At 64.9% G+C, this 16,124-nt stretch carries 16 protein-coding genes; 9 read left to right on the top strand and 7 right to left on the bottom strand.

The features are described from left to right. Positions 1-4 precede the first annotated feature (4 nt). Positions 5-778 (top strand): enoyl-CoA hydratase, encoded by a 774-nt coding sequence (locus tag ACQKQA_RS04710; protein WP_427554029.1) that lies wholly within the window; start codon positions 5-7, stop codon positions 776-778. A gap of 258 nt (positions 779-1,036) precedes the next feature. On the opposite strand, the gene ACQKQA_RS04705 is transcribed toward ACQKQA_RS04710, so the two are convergent. Beyond that, positions 1,037-2,188: an acyl-CoA dehydrogenase family protein gene (locus ACQKQA_RS04705; protein WP_427554027.1), complete on the bottom strand. Its 1,152-nt coding sequence runs from the start codon at positions 2,186-2,188 to the stop codon at positions 1,037-1,039. Positions 2,189-2,191: 3 nt separating this feature from the next. After that, complete coding sequence (locus ACQKQA_RS04700; RefSeq protein WP_427554025.1) at positions 2,192-3,313, bottom strand: enoyl-CoA hydratase/isomerase family protein; 1,122 nt, start codon at positions 3,311-3,313, stop codon at positions 2,192-2,194. A gap of 470 nt (positions 3,314-3,783) precedes the next feature. Between ACQKQA_RS04700 and ACQKQA_RS04695 the strand changes: the two genes are divergently transcribed. From ACQKQA_RS04695 to astA, 7 genes are all read left to right on the top strand, one after another. Then, positions 3,784-4,563, top strand: a complete 780-nt coding sequence (locus tag ACQKQA_RS04695; protein WP_427554023.1) for a transporter substrate-binding domain-containing protein — start codon at positions 3,784-3,786, stop codon at positions 4,561-4,563. Between the two features lie 71 nt (positions 4,564-4,634). Next, complete coding sequence (locus tag ACQKQA_RS04690; protein ID WP_427554021.1) at positions 4,635-5,360, top strand: ABC transporter permease; 726 nt, start codon at positions 4,635-4,637, stop codon at positions 5,358-5,360. Then, positions 5,357-6,067: an ABC transporter permease gene (locus ACQKQA_RS04685; RefSeq protein ID WP_427554019.1), complete on the top strand. Its 711-nt coding sequence runs from the start codon at positions 5,357-5,359 to the stop codon at positions 6,065-6,067. Before ACQKQA_RS04690 ends, ACQKQA_RS04685 begins: the two co-directional genes overlap by 4 nt. Positions 6,068-6,128: 61 nt before the next feature. After that, entirely contained in the window at positions 6,129-6,890 is a 762-nt protein-coding gene (locus tag ACQKQA_RS04680) for an ABC transporter ATP-binding protein (RefSeq protein ID WP_427554017.1), read from the top strand. 12 nt (positions 6,891-6,902) lie between these two features. After that, a complete protein-coding gene (locus ACQKQA_RS04675; RefSeq protein ID WP_007974731.1) occupies positions 6,903-7,382 on the top strand; it encodes an Lrp/AsnC family transcriptional regulator in 480 nt (159 codons plus the stop codon). A 272-nt stretch (positions 7,383-7,654) separates the two neighbouring features. Beyond that, a complete protein-coding gene (gene ctlX / locus ACQKQA_RS04670; RefSeq protein ID WP_427554014.1) occupies positions 7,655-8,593 on the top strand; it encodes a citrulline utilization hydrolase CtlX in 939 nt (312 codons plus the stop codon). Further along, on the top strand, positions 8,590-9,624 hold the full coding sequence (gene astA / locus ACQKQA_RS04665; RefSeq protein ID WP_427554012.1) for an arginine N-succinyltransferase: 1,035 nt from the start codon (positions 8,590-8,592) through the stop codon (positions 9,622-9,624). The genes ctlX and astA overlap by 4 nt, the downstream gene beginning before the upstream one ends. Here the strand turns inward: astA and ACQKQA_RS04660 are convergent. The 3 genes from ACQKQA_RS04660 to ACQKQA_RS04650 are packed head-to-tail and all read right to left on the bottom strand — an operon-like array spanning position 9,584 to position 12,412. Further along, positions 9,584-11,023, bottom strand: a complete 1,440-nt coding sequence (locus ACQKQA_RS04660) for an ArnT family glycosyltransferase (protein WP_427554010.1) — start codon at positions 11,021-11,023, stop codon at positions 9,584-9,586. The two genes, astA and ACQKQA_RS04660, sit on opposite strands and share 41 nt — an antisense overlap. Then, complete coding sequence (locus ACQKQA_RS04655) at positions 11,020-12,012, bottom strand: glycosyltransferase family 2 protein (protein ID WP_427554008.1); 993 nt, start codon at positions 12,010-12,012, stop codon at positions 11,020-11,022. Before ACQKQA_RS04655 ends, ACQKQA_RS04660 begins: the two co-directional genes overlap by 4 nt. After that, entirely contained in the window at positions 11,999-12,412 is a 414-nt protein-coding gene (locus tag ACQKQA_RS04650) for a GtrA family protein (protein WP_427554006.1), read from the bottom strand. The genes ACQKQA_RS04655 and ACQKQA_RS04650 overlap by 14 nt, the downstream gene beginning before the upstream one ends. Positions 12,413-12,728: 316 nt before the next feature. On the opposite strand from ACQKQA_RS04650, the gene ACQKQA_RS04645 reads away from it, so the two are divergent. Beyond that, entirely contained in the window at positions 12,729-13,592 is an 864-nt protein-coding gene (locus ACQKQA_RS04645) for a LysR family transcriptional regulator (protein ID WP_427554004.1), read from the top strand. Between the two features lie 290 nt (positions 13,593-13,882). Here the strand turns inward: ACQKQA_RS04645 and ACQKQA_RS04640 are convergent, their stop codons facing one another. Both ACQKQA_RS04640 and ACQKQA_RS04635 read right to left on the bottom strand, forming a co-directional pair. Further along, the gene (locus ACQKQA_RS04640; RefSeq protein WP_427554002.1) at positions 13,883-14,590 is read right to left on the bottom strand and encodes an HPP family protein; all 708 of its coding nucleotides are present in this window, start codon (positions 14,588-14,590) and stop codon (positions 13,883-13,885) included. A 158-nt stretch (positions 14,591-14,748) separates the two neighbouring features. After that, positions 14,749-15,933 (bottom strand): MFS transporter, encoded by a 1,185-nt coding sequence (locus ACQKQA_RS04635; RefSeq protein WP_427554000.1) that lies wholly within the window; start codon positions 15,931-15,933, stop codon positions 14,749-14,751. Positions 15,934-16,124 lie beyond the last annotated feature (191 nt).

Below are 16,124 nucleotides of genomic sequence, written 5' to 3'. Positions count from 1 at the left end.
CTCGATGAGCTACGAAACCATTCTGCTGGAGATCAAGGACCGCGTCGGCCTGATCACCCTCAACCGTCCCCAGGCGCTGAACGCCCTCAATGCGCAGATCGTCAGCGAACTGAACCAGGCCCTGGACCGCCTGGAGGCCGATCCGCAGATCGGCTGCATTGTCCTCACCGGCTCGAAGAAGGCCTTCGCCGCCGGCGCCGATATCAAGGAAATGGCCGAGCTGACCTACCCGAAGATCTACATGGACGACCTGTTCAGTGACAGCGACCGGGTGGCCAACCGGCGCAAGCCGATCATCGCTGCGGTCAACGGCTTTGCCCTGGGCGGCGGCTGCGAGCTGGCGCTGATGTGCGACTTCATCCTGGCCGGCGACAACGCCAAGTTCGGCCAGCCGGAGATCAACCTCGGCGTGCTGCCGGGCATGGGCGGCACCCAGCGCCTGACCCGCGCCGTGGGCAAGGCCAAGGCCATGGAAATGTGCCTGACCGGGCGCTTTATCGATGCGGTGGAAGCCGAGCGTTGCGGCATCGTCGCGCGGATCGTGCCGGCCGACGAGCTGCTGGACGAAGCGCTGAAGGTCGCGACGCTGATCGCCAGCAAGTCGGTGCCGGTGAGCATGATGATCAAGGAAAGCGTGAACCGCGCCTTCGAAGTCAGCCTCTCCGAAGGCGTGCGTTTCGAGCGCCGGGTATTCCACGCAGCCTTCGCCACCGAAGACCAGAAGGAAGGCATGGCGGCCTTTATCGCCAAGCGCGAGGCGCAGTTCAAGGACCGCTGATCCAGCCCTCGCTACAAAAAAATCGCAGCCTTGGCTGCGATTTTTTTGTGCCCACGATCCCCGTAGCCGCTGTCGAGCGCCAGCGAGGCTGCGATCGGCAACGCAGTTGCCGCAAAGCCTGAGTCTGCATTCTGGCTGGGTAAACGCGTTGACTGGTCAGCGCCTGCTTCGCAGTCGGTCGCAGCCTCGCTGGTGCTCGACAGCGGCTACAGGTGCGGTGCCTGGGTAGCCGCTGCCAGGTTTGCGAGGATTTCGGGGTTACAGCAGATAGTGCTTCAGCTCGCGGGCGATCAGCATGCGCTGGATCTCGCTGGAGCCTTCGTAGATCTGGGTGATCCGCGCATCCCGGTAGTAGCGCTCCACCGGGTAGTCCTCGAGGTAGCCGTAGCCGCCGTGGATCTGGATCGCCGAGGAACAGACCTGCTCGGCGATTTCCGAGGCGAACAGCTTGGCCTGGGAGGCTTCCGACAGGCACGGCTTGCCGGCGCTGCGCAGGCGTGCGGCATGCAGGATCAGCAGGCGCGCGGCGTTGAGGCGGGTGTGCATGTCGGCCAGCAGGTTGGCGATGCTCTGGTGCTCGATGATCGGCTTGTCGAACTGCACCCGGTCGCGGGCGTAGGCCAGCGCCGCTTCGAAGGCGGCACGGGCGATGCCCAGGGCCTGGGCGGCGATACCGATGCGCCCGCCTTCGAGGTTGGACAGGGCAATCGCCAGGCCCTTGCCGCGCTCGCCCAGCAGGTTGGCCGCGGGCACGGTGCACTGGTTGAGGGTCACCGCGCAGGTGTCCGAGGCGCGGATGCCCATCTTGTGTTCGCTGCGATCGACCACGAAACCCGGGGTATCGGTGGGCACCAGGAACGCCGACAGGCCTTTCTTGCCCAGCTCCGGGTCGGTCACCGCGAAGACGATCGCCAGCTTGGCCCGGCGGCCGTTGCTGACGAACTGCTTGGCACCGTTGATCACCCACTGGCCGTCCTTGAGTTCGGCACGGGTGCGCAGGTTGTGGGCTTCGGAGCCGGCCTGGGGTTCGGTCAGGCAGAAGCAGCCGATCGCCTGGCCGCTGGCCAGGTCCGCCAGCCAGGTTTCTTTCTGTGCCTGGGTGCCGTAGTTGAGGATCGGCCCGCAGCCCACCGAGTTGTGGATGCTCATCAGCGCGCCGGTGGCGCCGTCGCCGGCGGAGATTTCCTCCACCGCCAGGGCATAGGCCACGTAGTCGACATAGGTGCCGCCCCATTCCTCGGGTACCACCATGCCCAACAGGCCCAGCTCGCCCATCTTCGCCACCAGGGCGTCGTCGATCCAGCCGGCCTTTTCCCAGGCCTGGGCGTGGGGGGCGATTTCACCGCGGGCGAAGTCCCGGGCCATGTCGCGGATCATCACCTGCTCTTCGGTCAATTCAAGGTCGTGCATGGCTCAGCTCCGGTTCGGGTCGAAAGCGCTGAAGAAACTCGCCACGTGCGCGGCGTCCAGCGCCTGCAGGGTCGGCGGGTTCCAGCGTGGGTTCTTGTCTTTGTCGATCAGCAGGGCGCGCACGCCCTCGATCAGGTCGCCGCGCTCGAACCACTGGCGGTCCAGGTGCAGCTCCAGGGCAAAACACTGTTCCAGGCTCAGCTGGCGACCGCGACGGAGCATTTCCAGGGTCACGGCCATGGCCAGGGGCGAGCGGGTCAGCAGCAGGTCGGCGGTGCTGGTGGCCCATTCATGAGTATCGCCCAGGGTCACTTCCCGCAATTGCTGGACGATACTCGGCACGTCGGCCTGGGCGAAAAAGTGGTCGATGGCCGGGCGCAAGGCCGCCAGCGGCGCGTCGGGCAATTGCTGTACGGCAAGCTTGGCCAGCAGGCCCTGCAGGTCCTTGAGCGGGTGGTCGCCCCATTGCAGGCTGTCCAGGCGCTGGTCCAGCAGGCTCAGCTTGTCGCTGTCCAGGTACCAGTCGGCCAACCCACAGTACAGGGCATCGGCGGCGCGGATCTGCACGCCGCTGACCCCCAGGTAGATGCCCAGCTCGCCGGGGATGCGCGACAGGAAATAACTGCCGCCGACGTCCGGGAAGTAACCGATGGCCACTTCCGGCATCGCCAGGCGGCTGCGTTCGGTGACCAGCCGCAGGTCGGCGCCCTGGACCAGGCCCATGCCGCCGCCGAGGACAAAACCGTCCATCAGCGCCAGCACCGGCTTGCGGTAATGGTGGATCGCCAGGTCCAGCGCGTATTCCTCGACGAAGAAGTCCTCGTGCACGGTCTGGCCGTTCTGGTAGCTGTCGTAGAGGGTGCGGATATCGCCGCCGGCACAGAAGGCCTTCTCGCCGGCGCCGCGCAGGACCACCGCATGCACCTGCGGGTCCTGAGCCCAGGCGTCGAGCTGCTGTTGCAGGGTACGGACCATGCCGAGGGTGATGGCATTGAGGCCGGCGGGGCGGTTGAGGGTCAGGTGACCGATATGGTTGCGGACTTTGGCCAGAATGTGTGCGGGCGCGGCGTCCACCGGGGTGGCGCCGGGGCCCTGCGGGGCCTGGGATGGAACCTGAGCAGTCATCACTAACTCCCTGCTTTTATTGTTCTTTGTCGGTGTGTTCGCGCGCGAACGATGACGGATCGTAGCAGTGCAAATTTGCCATGTACAAGCCGGATAACTGCAGGTTGGCTGTGCATTTTTGCATGGGCGAAGGCCGCCCCGACGGCGCTTGCAGGGATAAAGAGGCCGTCGCAGAGGCTTCACGACAGAATCGGCTGCGAGCGAGCCGTTATCAGCTGATTCGGGCTGTCCGGGCGGCCCGTAACGACACCCGGGGCGATGGGTCTGTTGGCATTCTGGCCACCCGTTGCAGGCGTTGGCTGCCAGCGCCACGCACGGGAAGGACCCCTGCGCCGGCCGACCGGCGTCGACCCAAAACAATAACGACCTTGTTGCGGTGGATACCGCACCGACTCTCTGCCCCTGTCAAAAAGTGCGGTCCGGCCCCAGTGCCGGATGGCGATAAATCCAAATAATCCGGGACTCTGAAGATGATCAATAAATGGCTGGCTGTGCCTGTACTGGCGTTGGCGTTCTGTTCGGCGGGCGCAAGCGCCAAGGAATGGAAAGAGCTGCGCTTTGGCGTCAACCCAAGCTACCCACCCTTTGAATCCACCACCGCCGACGGCGGCGTGCAAGGCTTCGGCGTGGACCTGGGCAATGCGATCTGCGCCGAGCTCAAGGTCAAGTGCGTGTGGATCAGCAACGACTTCGACGGCCTGATCCCGGCGCTCAAGGCCGGCAAGTTCGACGCCATCGAATCCTCGATGACCGTCACCGAAACCCGCCGGAAACAGATCGACTTCACCGACCGCCTGTACGCCGGCCCGACCGCCATCGTCACCCGCAAGGGCTCGGGCCTGGAACCCACCGCCGAGTCCCTCAAGGGCAAGACCATCGGCTACATGCAAGGCACCATCCAGGAAACCTACGCCAAGGCCAAGCTCGGCCCTGGCGGCGTGAAACTGCGGGCCTACCAGAGCCAGGACCAGGTCTACGCCGACCTGGTCTACGGCCGCCTCGACGCCTCGATCCAGGACAAGCTGCAGGCGCAGATGAGCTTCCTCGCGTCGCCCCAGGGCGCCGACTTCCAGAACAGCCAGGGCATCAGCGACCCGCTGGTACCGTCGGAAATCGCCATCGGTATCCGCAAGGACCAGGAAGAACTCAAGGGCATGCTCAACGCCGCGATCAAGGCCCTGCATGAGAAGGGCATCTACGCCCGGATCCAGCAGAAGCACTTCGGCGATCTGGACCTCTACAACAACTGATTCCCCCATGCCCGGCACTGTGTCGTGAGCCACGACGCAGCGCCGGGCCGTGGGCGTTCAAGGTGACTGGCGTGAATACCTTCCTCAATCTTTTCGGCCTCGACCTCGCGGCCCTGCAAGGCTACGGCCCGCTGTTGCTGCATGGCACCTGGGTGACCCTGAAACTCTCGGCCCTGTCGTTGCTGGTGAGCATGCTCCTGGGCCTGCTCGGCGCAGCGGCCAAGCTGTCGCCGCTGCGTCTGTTGAACCTGCCGGCGACCTTCTACACCACGCTGATCCGCGGGGTCCCGGACCTGGTGCTGATGCTGCTGATTTTCTACAGCCTGCAGGGCTGGCTCAGCAGCCTCACCGAACTCATGGACTGGCCCTATATGGAGATCGACCCGTTCGTGGCCGGCATCGTCACCCTGGGCTTCATCTATGGCGCGTATTTCACCGAGACCTTCCGTGGCGCGATCCTCAGCGTGCCCCGGGGCCAGCAGGAAGCCGGCGCCTCTTTTGGCCTGAACCGCTGGCAGCGGTTTCGCTTCGTGGTCTTTCCGCAAATGATGCGTTTCGCCTTGCCGAGCCTGGGCAACAACTGGCTGGTGCTGCTCAAGGCCACGGCGCTGGTGTCGATCATCGGCCTGTCGGACCTGGTCAAGGTGGCCCAGGAGGCGGGCAAGAGCACCTTCAACATGCTGGATTTCCTGCTGCTGGCCGGGGCGCTGTACCTGCTGATCACCAGCCTTTCCAACTATGGGCTGCGGGTCCTGGAGCGGCGCTATAACCAGGGTGTGCGAGGGCTGTCGCGATGATCGAGTTGCTCGAGGAATACTGGAAACCCTTTCTGTTCAGCGACGGCTACGGCCTCACCGGGCTGGCCATGACCCTGTGGCTGCTGGTGGCGAGCATCGCCCTGGGCTTTGTCCTGTCGCTGCCCCTGGCGATCATGCGCACCTCGCGCTGGGGCCTGGTGCGCTGGCCGGTGCAGCTGTTCACCTATGTGTTCCGCGGTACGCCGCTGTATATCCAGCTGCTGATCTGCTACAGCGGCATCTATGGCATCGCCGCGGTGCGCTCTCAGCCGTTGCTGGAAGCCTTCTTCCGCGATGCGATGAACTGCACGCTGCTGGCCTTCACCCTCAACACCTGCGCCTACACGGTGGAGATCTTCGCCGGGGCGATCCGTAGCATTCCCTATGGCGAAATCGAGGCCGCCCATGCCTACGGCCTCAGCGGCTGGCGCCTGTACCTGCGGCTGATCCTGCCCTCGGCCCTGCGCCGCGCGCTGCCCTACTACAGCAACGAAGTGATCCTGATGCTGCACGCCACTTCCGTGGCCTTCACCGCGACCATCCCGGACATTCTCAAGGTGGCCCGGGACGCCAATGCCGCCACCTTCCTGACCTTCCAGGCGTTCGGTATCGCCGGCCTGCTGTACCTGGGGCTGTCCTTCGGCCTGGTCGGTGCGTTCCGCCTGGCGGAGCGGCGCTGGTTGAATTTCCTCGGACCGGCCCACTGAAGCGGTCCGTTCCTTTCCCTGCGGGGCGCCGTGCCGCCGGCCGGCGCTCCAGGAGTGTTCCATGTACAAATTGAGCGTTGACAATCTCTACAAGCGATTTGGTGACAACGAAGTGCTCAAGGGCGTCTCGTTACAGGCTCGCGCCGGCGACGTGGTGAGCATGATCGGCGCCAGCGGTTCGGGCAAAAGCACGATGCTGCGCTGCATCAACTTCCTGGAGCGGGCCGACGAGGGCAGCATCGAGCTGGACGGCGAGCGTATCGCCACCCGTTGTGCCCCCGGCGGCATGCGCGTCGCCAGCCCGGCCCAGTTGCAGCGCCTGCGCACGCGCCTGGCCATGGTGTTCCAGCACTTCAACCTGTGGAGCCACCTGACCGTGCTGGAGAACATCATGCTGGCGCCTTGCCGGGTGTTGGGCTCCAGCCGCAAAGAGGCCGAGGCCAGCGCCCGGAGCTACCTGGACAAGGTGGGCTTGCCGCAGCGGGTCGCCGAGCAGTACCCGGCCTTCCTCTCCGGCGGCCAGCAACAGCGGGTGGCGATTGCCCGGGCGCTGGCGGTGGAGCCGCAGATCCTGCTGTTCGACGAGCCGACCTCCGCGCTGGACCCGGAGCTGGTGGGCGAAGTGCTCAAGGTGATCCAGGCCCTGGCTGAAGAAGGGCGCACCATGCTGATGGTGACCCATGAGATGGGCTTTGCCCGCAAGGTCTCCAGCCAGGTGCTGTTCCTGCACCAGGGGCGGGTGGAAGAGCAGGGCGATGCGACTATTCTCGATCACCCGCAGAGTGAACGTTTGCAGCAGTTTTTATCCGGCCGTTTGAAGTGAGGCAAGACATCCATGGCGGACATCCGCGACTTGTCGATCGTGCTTGATCGGATCGATCAGGCCATCATCGAGGTGCTGCGCCACGAAGGGCGCATCACCTATCAGAAACTCTCCGAGCGCGTGCACCTGACCCCCAGGCCGTGCCTGGAACGGGTGCGCAAGCTCGAACAGCTGGGCGTCATCCGTGGCTACGGGGCGATTCTCGACGAGAAGAAACTCACCCCCGGCTTGTCCCTGCTGGTGCTGGTCGCGCTGTCCAACCAGAGCGGGCGCGCGGCGCAGAAGGCCTTCGAGGCCAAGGTCCGGGCCTGCCCGCAGGTGCTCGAATGCCGGCTGATCAGCGGCGCCTTCGACTACAGCCTGCGCATGCGCTGCCGCGACATGGAGCATTATCGGGTGCTGACCGAAGTCTGGTTCGACGACCCGGACCTGCACATCGACAAACTGGTCAGCCATCCGGAACTGGCGATGGTCAAGACCACCATGGAATAAACAGCACCCCGCAATTCCTCAGTCAAAAGCATCGCGGGCAAGCCTCGCTCCTACAGAAACTCACGCAGTCCTGTAGGAGCGGAGCTTGCCCGCGATGACGTTCTTACGGCAAAAAAAACTGCTTCCGGCGTTGCCCGTACGGTCCCGCCGAATCGGCTGCCGCGCAGCCGTCATTCAGCCATTTCCTGCAGGGTGAACCCCTGGATCAGCCGGGTTTTCCTGCAGCCCGAACAGACAATGAGCACCTCCGAACCCTCATCGAATCCGTGCCCATGCAAACCACCAACACCGTATTGATGATTCGCCCGACCCGTTTTTCCTTCAATCAGGACACCGCGGCGAACAACCGCTTCCAGCGTCCTGCGGCCTGTTCCGAAGACGTGCAGCTTAAGGCCCTGCAAGAGTTCGACGGTTATGTCGCAGCGCTGCGGGCCGAGGGGGTGACGGTCATGGTGCACAACGACGCCGAGGCGCCGCACACCCCGGATTCGATCTTCCCCAACAACTGGTGGAGCAGCCACCCGGACGGCACCCTGGTGTTGTACCCGATGCAGGGCCACAACCGCCGCCTGGAGCGGGACAAGGGGGTGCTCGACTGGCTGCGCGAAGAGTACCGGGTCGAACAGTTGCTGGACCTGTCCAGCCTGGAACAGCAGGAAGTGTTCCTCGAAGGCACCGGCAGCATGGTCCTGGATCGTGAGCAACGGATTTGCTACGCCGGTTACTCCACCCGCACCCATGCCCGGGCCCTGGACCAGTTGGTCGGGCACCTGGGTTATGAGCTGTGCGCCTTCAATGCGGTCGACCGCCAGGGCGTGGCCATCTATCACACCAACGTGATGATGAGCGTCGGCAGCCGCCTGGCCGTGGCCTGCCTGGAATCCCTCAGCGATGCCGGCGAACGCGTTGCGCTGCGCTCGCGCCTGGAAGGCAGCGGCAAGCAGGTCATGGCCCTGAGCTGGGAACAGCTGGAGTCCTTCGCCGGCAACATGCTCGAAGTGCACAACGCCGCCGGCGAGCCGCTGCTGGTGATGTCGCGCACCGCCTGGAACTCCCTGGACCGCGAACAACGGCGGTTGGTGGAACGCCATGCCCGGCCGTTGCCGGTGAATATCGACACCATCGAGCGCATCGGCGGCGGCAGCGCCCGCTGCATGCTCGCCGAAGTCTATCTGCCCAAACGCCAACCCCACCTGGAGCACGCGCGATGATCGTTCGTCCTGCCACCCTGAATGACCTGCCGGCCTTGCTGGCCCTGGCCCACAGCGCCGGCACCGGCCTGACCACCTTGCCCGCCGACGCCGCGCGCCTGCGCCAGCGCCTGGAATGGGCGGAAAAGACCTTCGCCGGCGAGGCCGAACGGGCCGATGCCGACTACCTGTTCGTGCTCGAGGGCGCCGGCGGCGAGGCCGTGGGCATCTGTGCCCTGGCCGGCGCGGTGGGCCTGCGCGAGCCCTGGTACAACTACCGGCTCGGGCTGTTTGTCGCAGCCTCGAAGAACCTCGGGATCAACCAACAGTTGCCGACCCTGTTCCTGGGCAACGACATGACCGGCCATTCCGAACTGTGCTCGCTGTTCCTGCATGCCGAGCACCGTAGCGGCCTCAATGGCCGGCTGTTGTCCAAGGCGCGTTTCCTGTTCCTGGCCGAGTTCCGCCAGTACTTCGGCGACAAGGTGATCGCCGAGATGCGCGGCTATTCCGACGCGGACGGTGTGTCACCGTTCTGGGAAGGGCTGGGCCGGCACTTCTTCAAGATGGACTTCGCCGACGCCGACCACCTCACTGGCCTCGGCAACAAGACCTTTATCGCCGAGCTGATGCCCAAGTTCCCGCTGCCCACCTGCCTGTTGCCGGAGTCGGCCCGGGCGGTGATCGGCCGGGTCCACCCCAACACCGAGCCGGCCCTGGGCATGCTCAAGGCCGAGGGCTTCGGCTTCAAGGACTACATCGACATCTTCGACGGTGGCCCGCTGATCGAATGCGACACGGGCGAGATCCGCGCGGTGCGCGACAGCCAGGTGCTGCAACTGAGCATTGGCACCGTGGGCGAGGCGGCCGAACCCTACCTGATCCACAACCGCCAGTTCGCCGGGTGCCGGATCACCGCGGCGGCGGCCCGGGTCGCCGCGGGCACCCTGATCGTCGACGCCCGGACCGCCCAGACCCTGGGCCTGGCCGCGGGGGCTTCGGTACGCGCGGTCAGCCTGGCGGTGCCGGAACGGCAATTGTCAGTGGCCTGAGCGCGACGCCGGAGCATTTGAACAGCACGCTCTGGCTGGCCCGCAGCCGTTCCGCGCAGCCCAGGGCTTGCAGTTGTGCGGGCTCCTGGTCCAGGTCCTTTTCCCGCCGGGCCAGGTAGAAGCTGCCGGTCGCGGGCAACTCCGCCAGAGCCTCGACCCGCCGCGCCTGCCCGGCGCTGTAGAACTCCCCGGAGTAGGAGCGCCGCCCCCAGTAGTAGAGCGGTGCCGGCTCCGTCGCCTGCAGACCGCTCCAGGCCCAGGCCAGGGCTTGCTGGTTTTGCGGGCGCTGGAACGATCCGCCTTCGAGTACCGCGACCGTCAGCCCCAGCGGCAACGCCAGCGCGACACCGGCGACCAGCTTGCCCGGGGCATTGCGCCGGGTCCGCAGGGCCAGCGCCAGCAACAGGCACCAGGCGGGCAGGCAGGGCAGCACGTAGGTCCACAGGATATTGCCCGAGAAGGTGAAGAACAGCGGGGTGGTGACGGCCCACAAGGTGACGAAGCTCAGGGCCGGGCGCCTGTCGGCGCAGGGCCGATAGAGCCGGTACAGCAGGGGCAGCAACAGGCTCCAGGGGAACAGCGCCAGCAGCAGGTCAAGCCAGATACTGGCGGGCGGGCGCTCATGGGCGCTGCCATACAGGTCGCCGCCCCAGTCGCTGATCACGTAGCGCTTCCAGTGTTCACCCACCAGGAAATAGTCGAGAAACCCGGGGCTGCGCAGTTCGGCCAGCCAATACCAGGGCACCGCCACCAGCAGCATCAGGCCCAGGCCACTGAACCAGGGCAGGGTCCAGAGAGCGCGCCACTGGCGGTTGAGCAGGGTCCAGAGCCCGGCCTGGGCACCGACCAGCACCAGGGCCAGGGGCCCCTTGGCCAGCAAGCCCAGGCCGAGGCCGAAGAAGCCGGCCAGGGCCCAGGCTCGATCGCCATGCACGGTGCCGCGCCAGAAGCCGTAGCAGGCCAGCAGGATGGCGAAACTCAGGGCCGGATCGGTCAGCACCACGCCCGCCGACAGCAGGCCCAGGCTGGAGCTGGAAAACACAATGGCGGCCAGCAGCCCGGTGCGTTCGTCGTATTCCTCGCGGGCGAAACGGATCAGCAGCAGGCAACTGGCGACATGCAGCAGCCAGGCAGGCAGGCGCACGGCGAACTCGTTGATGCCCAGCAGTTGCAGGCCCAGGGCCTGGGTCCAGAAGGCCAAAGGCGGCTTGCCCCAGAAGGGCACGCCGTAGTCGAACATCGGCGTCACCCAGTCGCCGAGTTCGAGCATCTTGCGCGCCATTTCGGCGTAACGTGCTTCCGAGGTGTCCATCAGGGGGTAGAGGCCGAGGGTCATCAGGCGCAGGCCCAGGATGCCGAGCAGCAGCCACCACAGGGTGCGGGTCGAAAGGCTGTTCATCGGATCGTGTCTTGCTCGTCAGGTTGAACGCTGGGAGGCGCTTGCAGTTGCCGGGGAAAGCCGCCAAAGGTGCTGCGCAGGAAATACAGCGGCCGGCGCTTGACCTCCACCAGCGCGGCGCCGATGTACTCGCCGACCATGGCGATGCCCACCAGGGCCAGCGCCAGGGCGCCGAGGATCAGGTGATGCACGTCGAAGGCGTCGGTGAGCCACTGCTGCAGGAGGTAGCCGCCGGTCAGCAGCAGGGTCGCGAGGCTGAGCACGCTGAACCAGCGCAGGGGCTTGCGGGAGAACGCCAGCACGCCCTCCATGGCCAGGTCCACCAGGGCCATGGGGCTCCACTTGGACTGGCCGGCGCCGCGGCGCGCCCGCTGGTAGGGAATCTCCACGGTCTTGAACCCCAGCCAGTTGACCAGGCCTTTCATCAGGGTGGCGCGCTCGGGCATGTTACGCAGGGCGTTCAGCGGCGCGGCGCCGATCAGGCGGAAATCGCTGACATCCGGCGGCACCGGGTACTTGTCCACCAGCAGGTTCATCAGCTTGTAATAGAGCTGCGCGCTCAGGCGCTTGCCGGCGGTGTCGCCGCGCCGGTCGCTGCGTTGCATGTTGACGATGTCATGACCGGCCAGCCATTGGCGAACCATCACCGGGATCAGTTCCGGCGGGTCCTGCAGGTCGGCATCGATAAACAGCACGGCATCGCCGGTGGCATGGTCCAGCCCCGCGGACATCGCCGACTCCTTGCCGAAGTTGCGACTCAAGTTGAGGCAACGTATGCGCGGGGCACGGCAGAATACTTCCAGTAACTCGGAACTGCCGTCCTGGCTGCCGTCGTTCACATACAGCACTTCGTATATCAGTGGAAGTGTATCGAGCACCAACATCAGGCGCCGATGAAACTCGGGCAGTACATGGGCTTCGTTATAACAACAGACAATGATACTGAGCACTTCATGGGTGTCTTGCTGAACGCGACTAGGCAACTTCATGGTTAAAAGTCCAGGTTCGGTTGATCCAGTAACTGACAAGGGTCAGGCAGAGGGTGCTGATGGCTTGCATCAGCAGCGGTGAGTCGGGCCAGAGGCTCAGCAGGCCAAGCATCAACAGGCCATTGCCGAGGTTGTAGCCAGCGGCGGTGGTACAGAAACGCAGGGCCTGATCCGCCCTGGCTGAGCGGTCTGCCCGGGCAAAGGTCCAGCGGCGGTTGCCCTGGTAGCTGACCCAGGTGCCGAGGCCAGCGCCCAGCAGGCTGGCCAGCAAGGCCGGCAGGGTGTCGAGCAATGTCAGGAACAGCGCGTAATGACTCAAGGTGGCGACAACACCCACCAGGGCATAACGCGAAAGTTGTTTCAGGTAATGATTGAAGAAAGTGTTCAATGAACGCGACATCGACAAACCCCGGAATGGCAAGCGGGTTAATTCTTGGTAGCGTAGTGTCGATAATCGGTGGGTGTTTTGTGAAAAAGGCGTTAGTTGGGGAGGGGTAACTATTTCACGAAGTAACCTGACAAATACGTCATTATTTTATTGGCGTCCGTAAAGTCGGGGTGTTTGTGGAATTGGCTGTCAGGAAAGTTACGACACTATATCGGGGTTGTTATTTAGCGGTCAGCTTGCAAGTGTCGACCTGCCACCCAAAGTCGACCGCCTGTTTTGGGTGCCGGGCCGTTACAATGGCGCTCGACTTTTGCGCACCCGAGGCAGTATGGACATCGATCTGGCCCGCACCTTCCTGGAAATCGTTCGCAGCGGCAGCCTGATCGCCGCGGCCGAGCGCTTGCACCTGACCCAGACCGCCATCAGCGCGCGGGTGCAGAACCTCGAAGGTCAGCTCAGCTGCAAGCTGTTCGTGCGCAACCGCGCCGGCGCCCGGCTGACCGCCGATGGCGAGGCGTTCATCGTCTACGCCAACCAGCTGGTGCAGACCTGGGAGGCCGCCCAGCGCGACCTGCCGTTGCTGGCCGGCTACCGCAACGTGCTGCATATCGGCGGCGAGGTGAGCCTGTGCAACCCGCTGATGCTCAACTGGGTACGCCGCCTGCGCCAGGCGATTCCCAGCCATGCGGTGCGCAGCCAGATCGCCGAGGGCGCGAGCCTGCAACGCCAGCTGGAACTGGGTGTGCTGGATGCCGCGCTGGTGTTCCAGCCGGTGTACGGGCCGGGGTTGCAGGTGGAACAGCTGCTGGAGGAAAAGCTGATCCTGGTGCGCCTGGCCGGCCGGCCCGAGCCTTATGTGTACATCGACTGGGGCGAGGATTTCCGCCGCCAGCACGACGCGGCGCTGCCGGACCAGGCCAAGGCCGCGGTGGGCTTCAACCTCGGGCCGCTGGCGTTGCAGTTCATCCTCGAGGGCGGCGGCAGCGGCTACTTCCGTAGCCGGGTCGTGCAGAGCTACCTCGACAGCGGCGTGCTGGAACGGGTAGAAAAAGCCCCGGAGTTCAATTTCCCAACCTACCTGCTGTACGCCCGCGAACGGGACTCGGCCGAGTTGCAACAAGCCTTCGAGGTCCTGCGCGAGGTCATCGCCAACGACACCGACTGGTCCCAGCGCTGGGACCCGATGATCTGAACCGAGGCAACCCGAAAACAAGACCGCAACGCAATCGCGGTGCCCTGTAGCCGCTGCCGAGCACCAGCGAGGCTGCGATCGGCAACGTAGTTGCCGCAAAGCCTGAGTCCGCGATCTGCCTGGAAAAACGCGTTGCCTGGTTTGGCGCCTGCTGCGCAGTCGATCGCAGTCTCGCTAATGCTCGACAGCGGCTGCAGGGATCGTGGTGTCTTGTAGCCGCAGCCAAGCTTTAGCGAGGCTGCGATCGGCAACGCAGTTGCCGCACCCCCTGAATCCGCGATCTGCCTGGATCAAACCCGCGGCGCCAGCACCTCGCCGATGCTGCGGCGGCGGGCGTGGGCTTCGCTGGCGTGGATCAGTTGTTCCAGGTCTTCGGGGGTGACGTCGAAGAATTCCTGCATATCCTCCAGCGCCAGCTTGAGGTCAGCGGCGGTGATGGCCAGGGCATCGCCCGGCGGGTTTTCCGCGGGCAGCCGGGTGGCCGGTTCGCTCTGGCCCTTGGGGTAACGGATGCGGGTCAGGTTGTTGTAGATCAGGGCGCTCAGCAGCAGGCACAGCGCCGCCAGCATCACCGGGCCGAGGGCCAGCCAGTCGAGGGCGATGGTGGCGGGATCGGCCAGGACCATGGTCAGGGCCACGGCCCCGGCCGGCGGGTGCAGGCAGCGCAACCAGCACATCAGGATCAGCGACATGCCGGCGGCCAGGCAGGCGCTGCCCAGGGTACGCCCGAGTACATGGGCCACCAGCAGCGCCACGCCTGCGGCGCACAAGTAGCCGCCGAGGATCGACCAGGGTTGCGCCAGCGCGCCGGACGACACCGCGAACAGCAGCACCGCCGAGGCCCCCAGCGGGCCCATCAGGTGCAGCGCGACTTCCATGCCGAATACCCGGCTACACAACCAGACACTGAGCAGCGTGCCCAGGGCCATGCCGAGGCCGGCGCGGCTCCATTCCGAGGGGCGGGTATTGATGGCGGCGGGTTTCCAGCGAGCAAGCATCACGAAGCAGTCCAATTCCGGTTCAGCGGGCAAAAAAGAAGGGCTTGTCTGGAGCACCAGAAAGCCCTTGAAGCGTTCCATCAGTTGGGGGAGGAACCGGCACAGTGTGCCGATCAATCGAAATGGCTACAAATTCATAATAATGCTGCTTAAGTGCATTATTTTTGCACTGTGCCCATCTGCGCCACCCGCCGTCCGCTGAGGAAACACAGCGACCCGCCGAGGGCGGCCAAGGCGCTCAGGGCATAGAACATGGTCGGCGCCGGGGTGTGCACCAGCAGGTAGCCACAGATCACCGGGCTCAAGGCGCCGCCCAGGGCGGCCAGGTTCTGTGCGCCGTAGTAGCTGCCGCGCAGTGCCTCGGGGGCCAGGGTGTCGATGAACAGGAATTCCGCCGGGTAGATGATCATTTCGCCGAGGGTGAAGACGAACATCGCCAGGCACCAGCCCAGCAGGCTGTCGGCCAGGCTGAAGCCGATCAGGCCGAGGATGAACAGGCCGGTGCCGACGGCGATCCAGTAGCGCAACTGTTCGCGCTTGAGGAAGCGACCGATCTGGTACTGCAGCAGGATCACGCTGATGGCGTTGCAGGCCAGGAGCGCAGCCATGGTGTCGAGGGCGCTCTTGGCGTCCTCGGTGACCAGCAGGTACTGCGACAGGTACAGGGTGAAGCGCCCGTGGACGATGGTGCTGAGCAGGCAGCCACCAGTGAACATGATCAGCGTACGGTCGTGCTTCAGGGTCGCCAGGGTGTCGAGAAAACTCTGCGGCCGGTTCAGGGACTGAGTGCCCGGCGTCGGTGGAATGCCGCGCATCAGCAAGGTGCTGAGGGCCGCGATGGCGCCGGCGATCAGGAAGGGTGCCAGCGGCAGGTGCCCGGCGATCACCACCCCGAGCATAGGGCCGGTGGCGTAGCCGATATTGGTCAGGGTGTAGCGCAGGGAGAACACTTTGGCCCGCTGACTGACTGGCAGGTTCTCGCTGATGATCGCCTTGGAGCCGATCAGGAACAGCGCCGAGGCGGTCTCGGTGATCACCAGGATCCCGGTGGTCAGGTACAGGTTGTGGGCGAAGGTCAGCAGCACGAAGCCGATGCCGCTGGAGAGCATGGTCAGGATCAGCAGCCGGCGCTTGTCCAGGCGGTCGAGGATATAGCCGCCATACAGCGCGAGCAGGGTGGCGATGAACACCGCGATCCCCAGCAGCAGGCCGACGTCCTGCTGATCGAGGCCGAGCTTGTCGCTGAGGAACAGGGTGAGCAGGGGGCTGGTGATGGCGCGGCTGACGACTATGGTCAGCGAGCAGATCATCAGGCGGCGGATAACCAGCGAGTAAGTGGCCACGGTGCTGCACGAGTCCTTGTAGTCCGAGTGGGTGACAATCCCTGTCGTTGCCGAGGCAGGCGTGCGACTCGCCATCCTCTGCCAGTTGCGCGGGCACTTCAATCCCGGACTACACACCCTTTCTTTGTAGGAGCGAAGCTTGCTCGCGATAGCGATTGTCCAGGCGACATCGGCGTTGAATGTGCCGGCTA

The sequence above is a fragment of the Pseudomonas sp. NPDC089530 genome, assembly GCF_050280705.1.
In the GTDB taxonomy this organism is placed as follows: Bacteria; Pseudomonadota; Gammaproteobacteria; order Pseudomonadales; family Pseudomonadaceae; genus Aquipseudomonas.
Note: the sequence above shows the minus strand (reverse complement) of the source record. Positions and strands in the feature narration are given on the sequence as shown.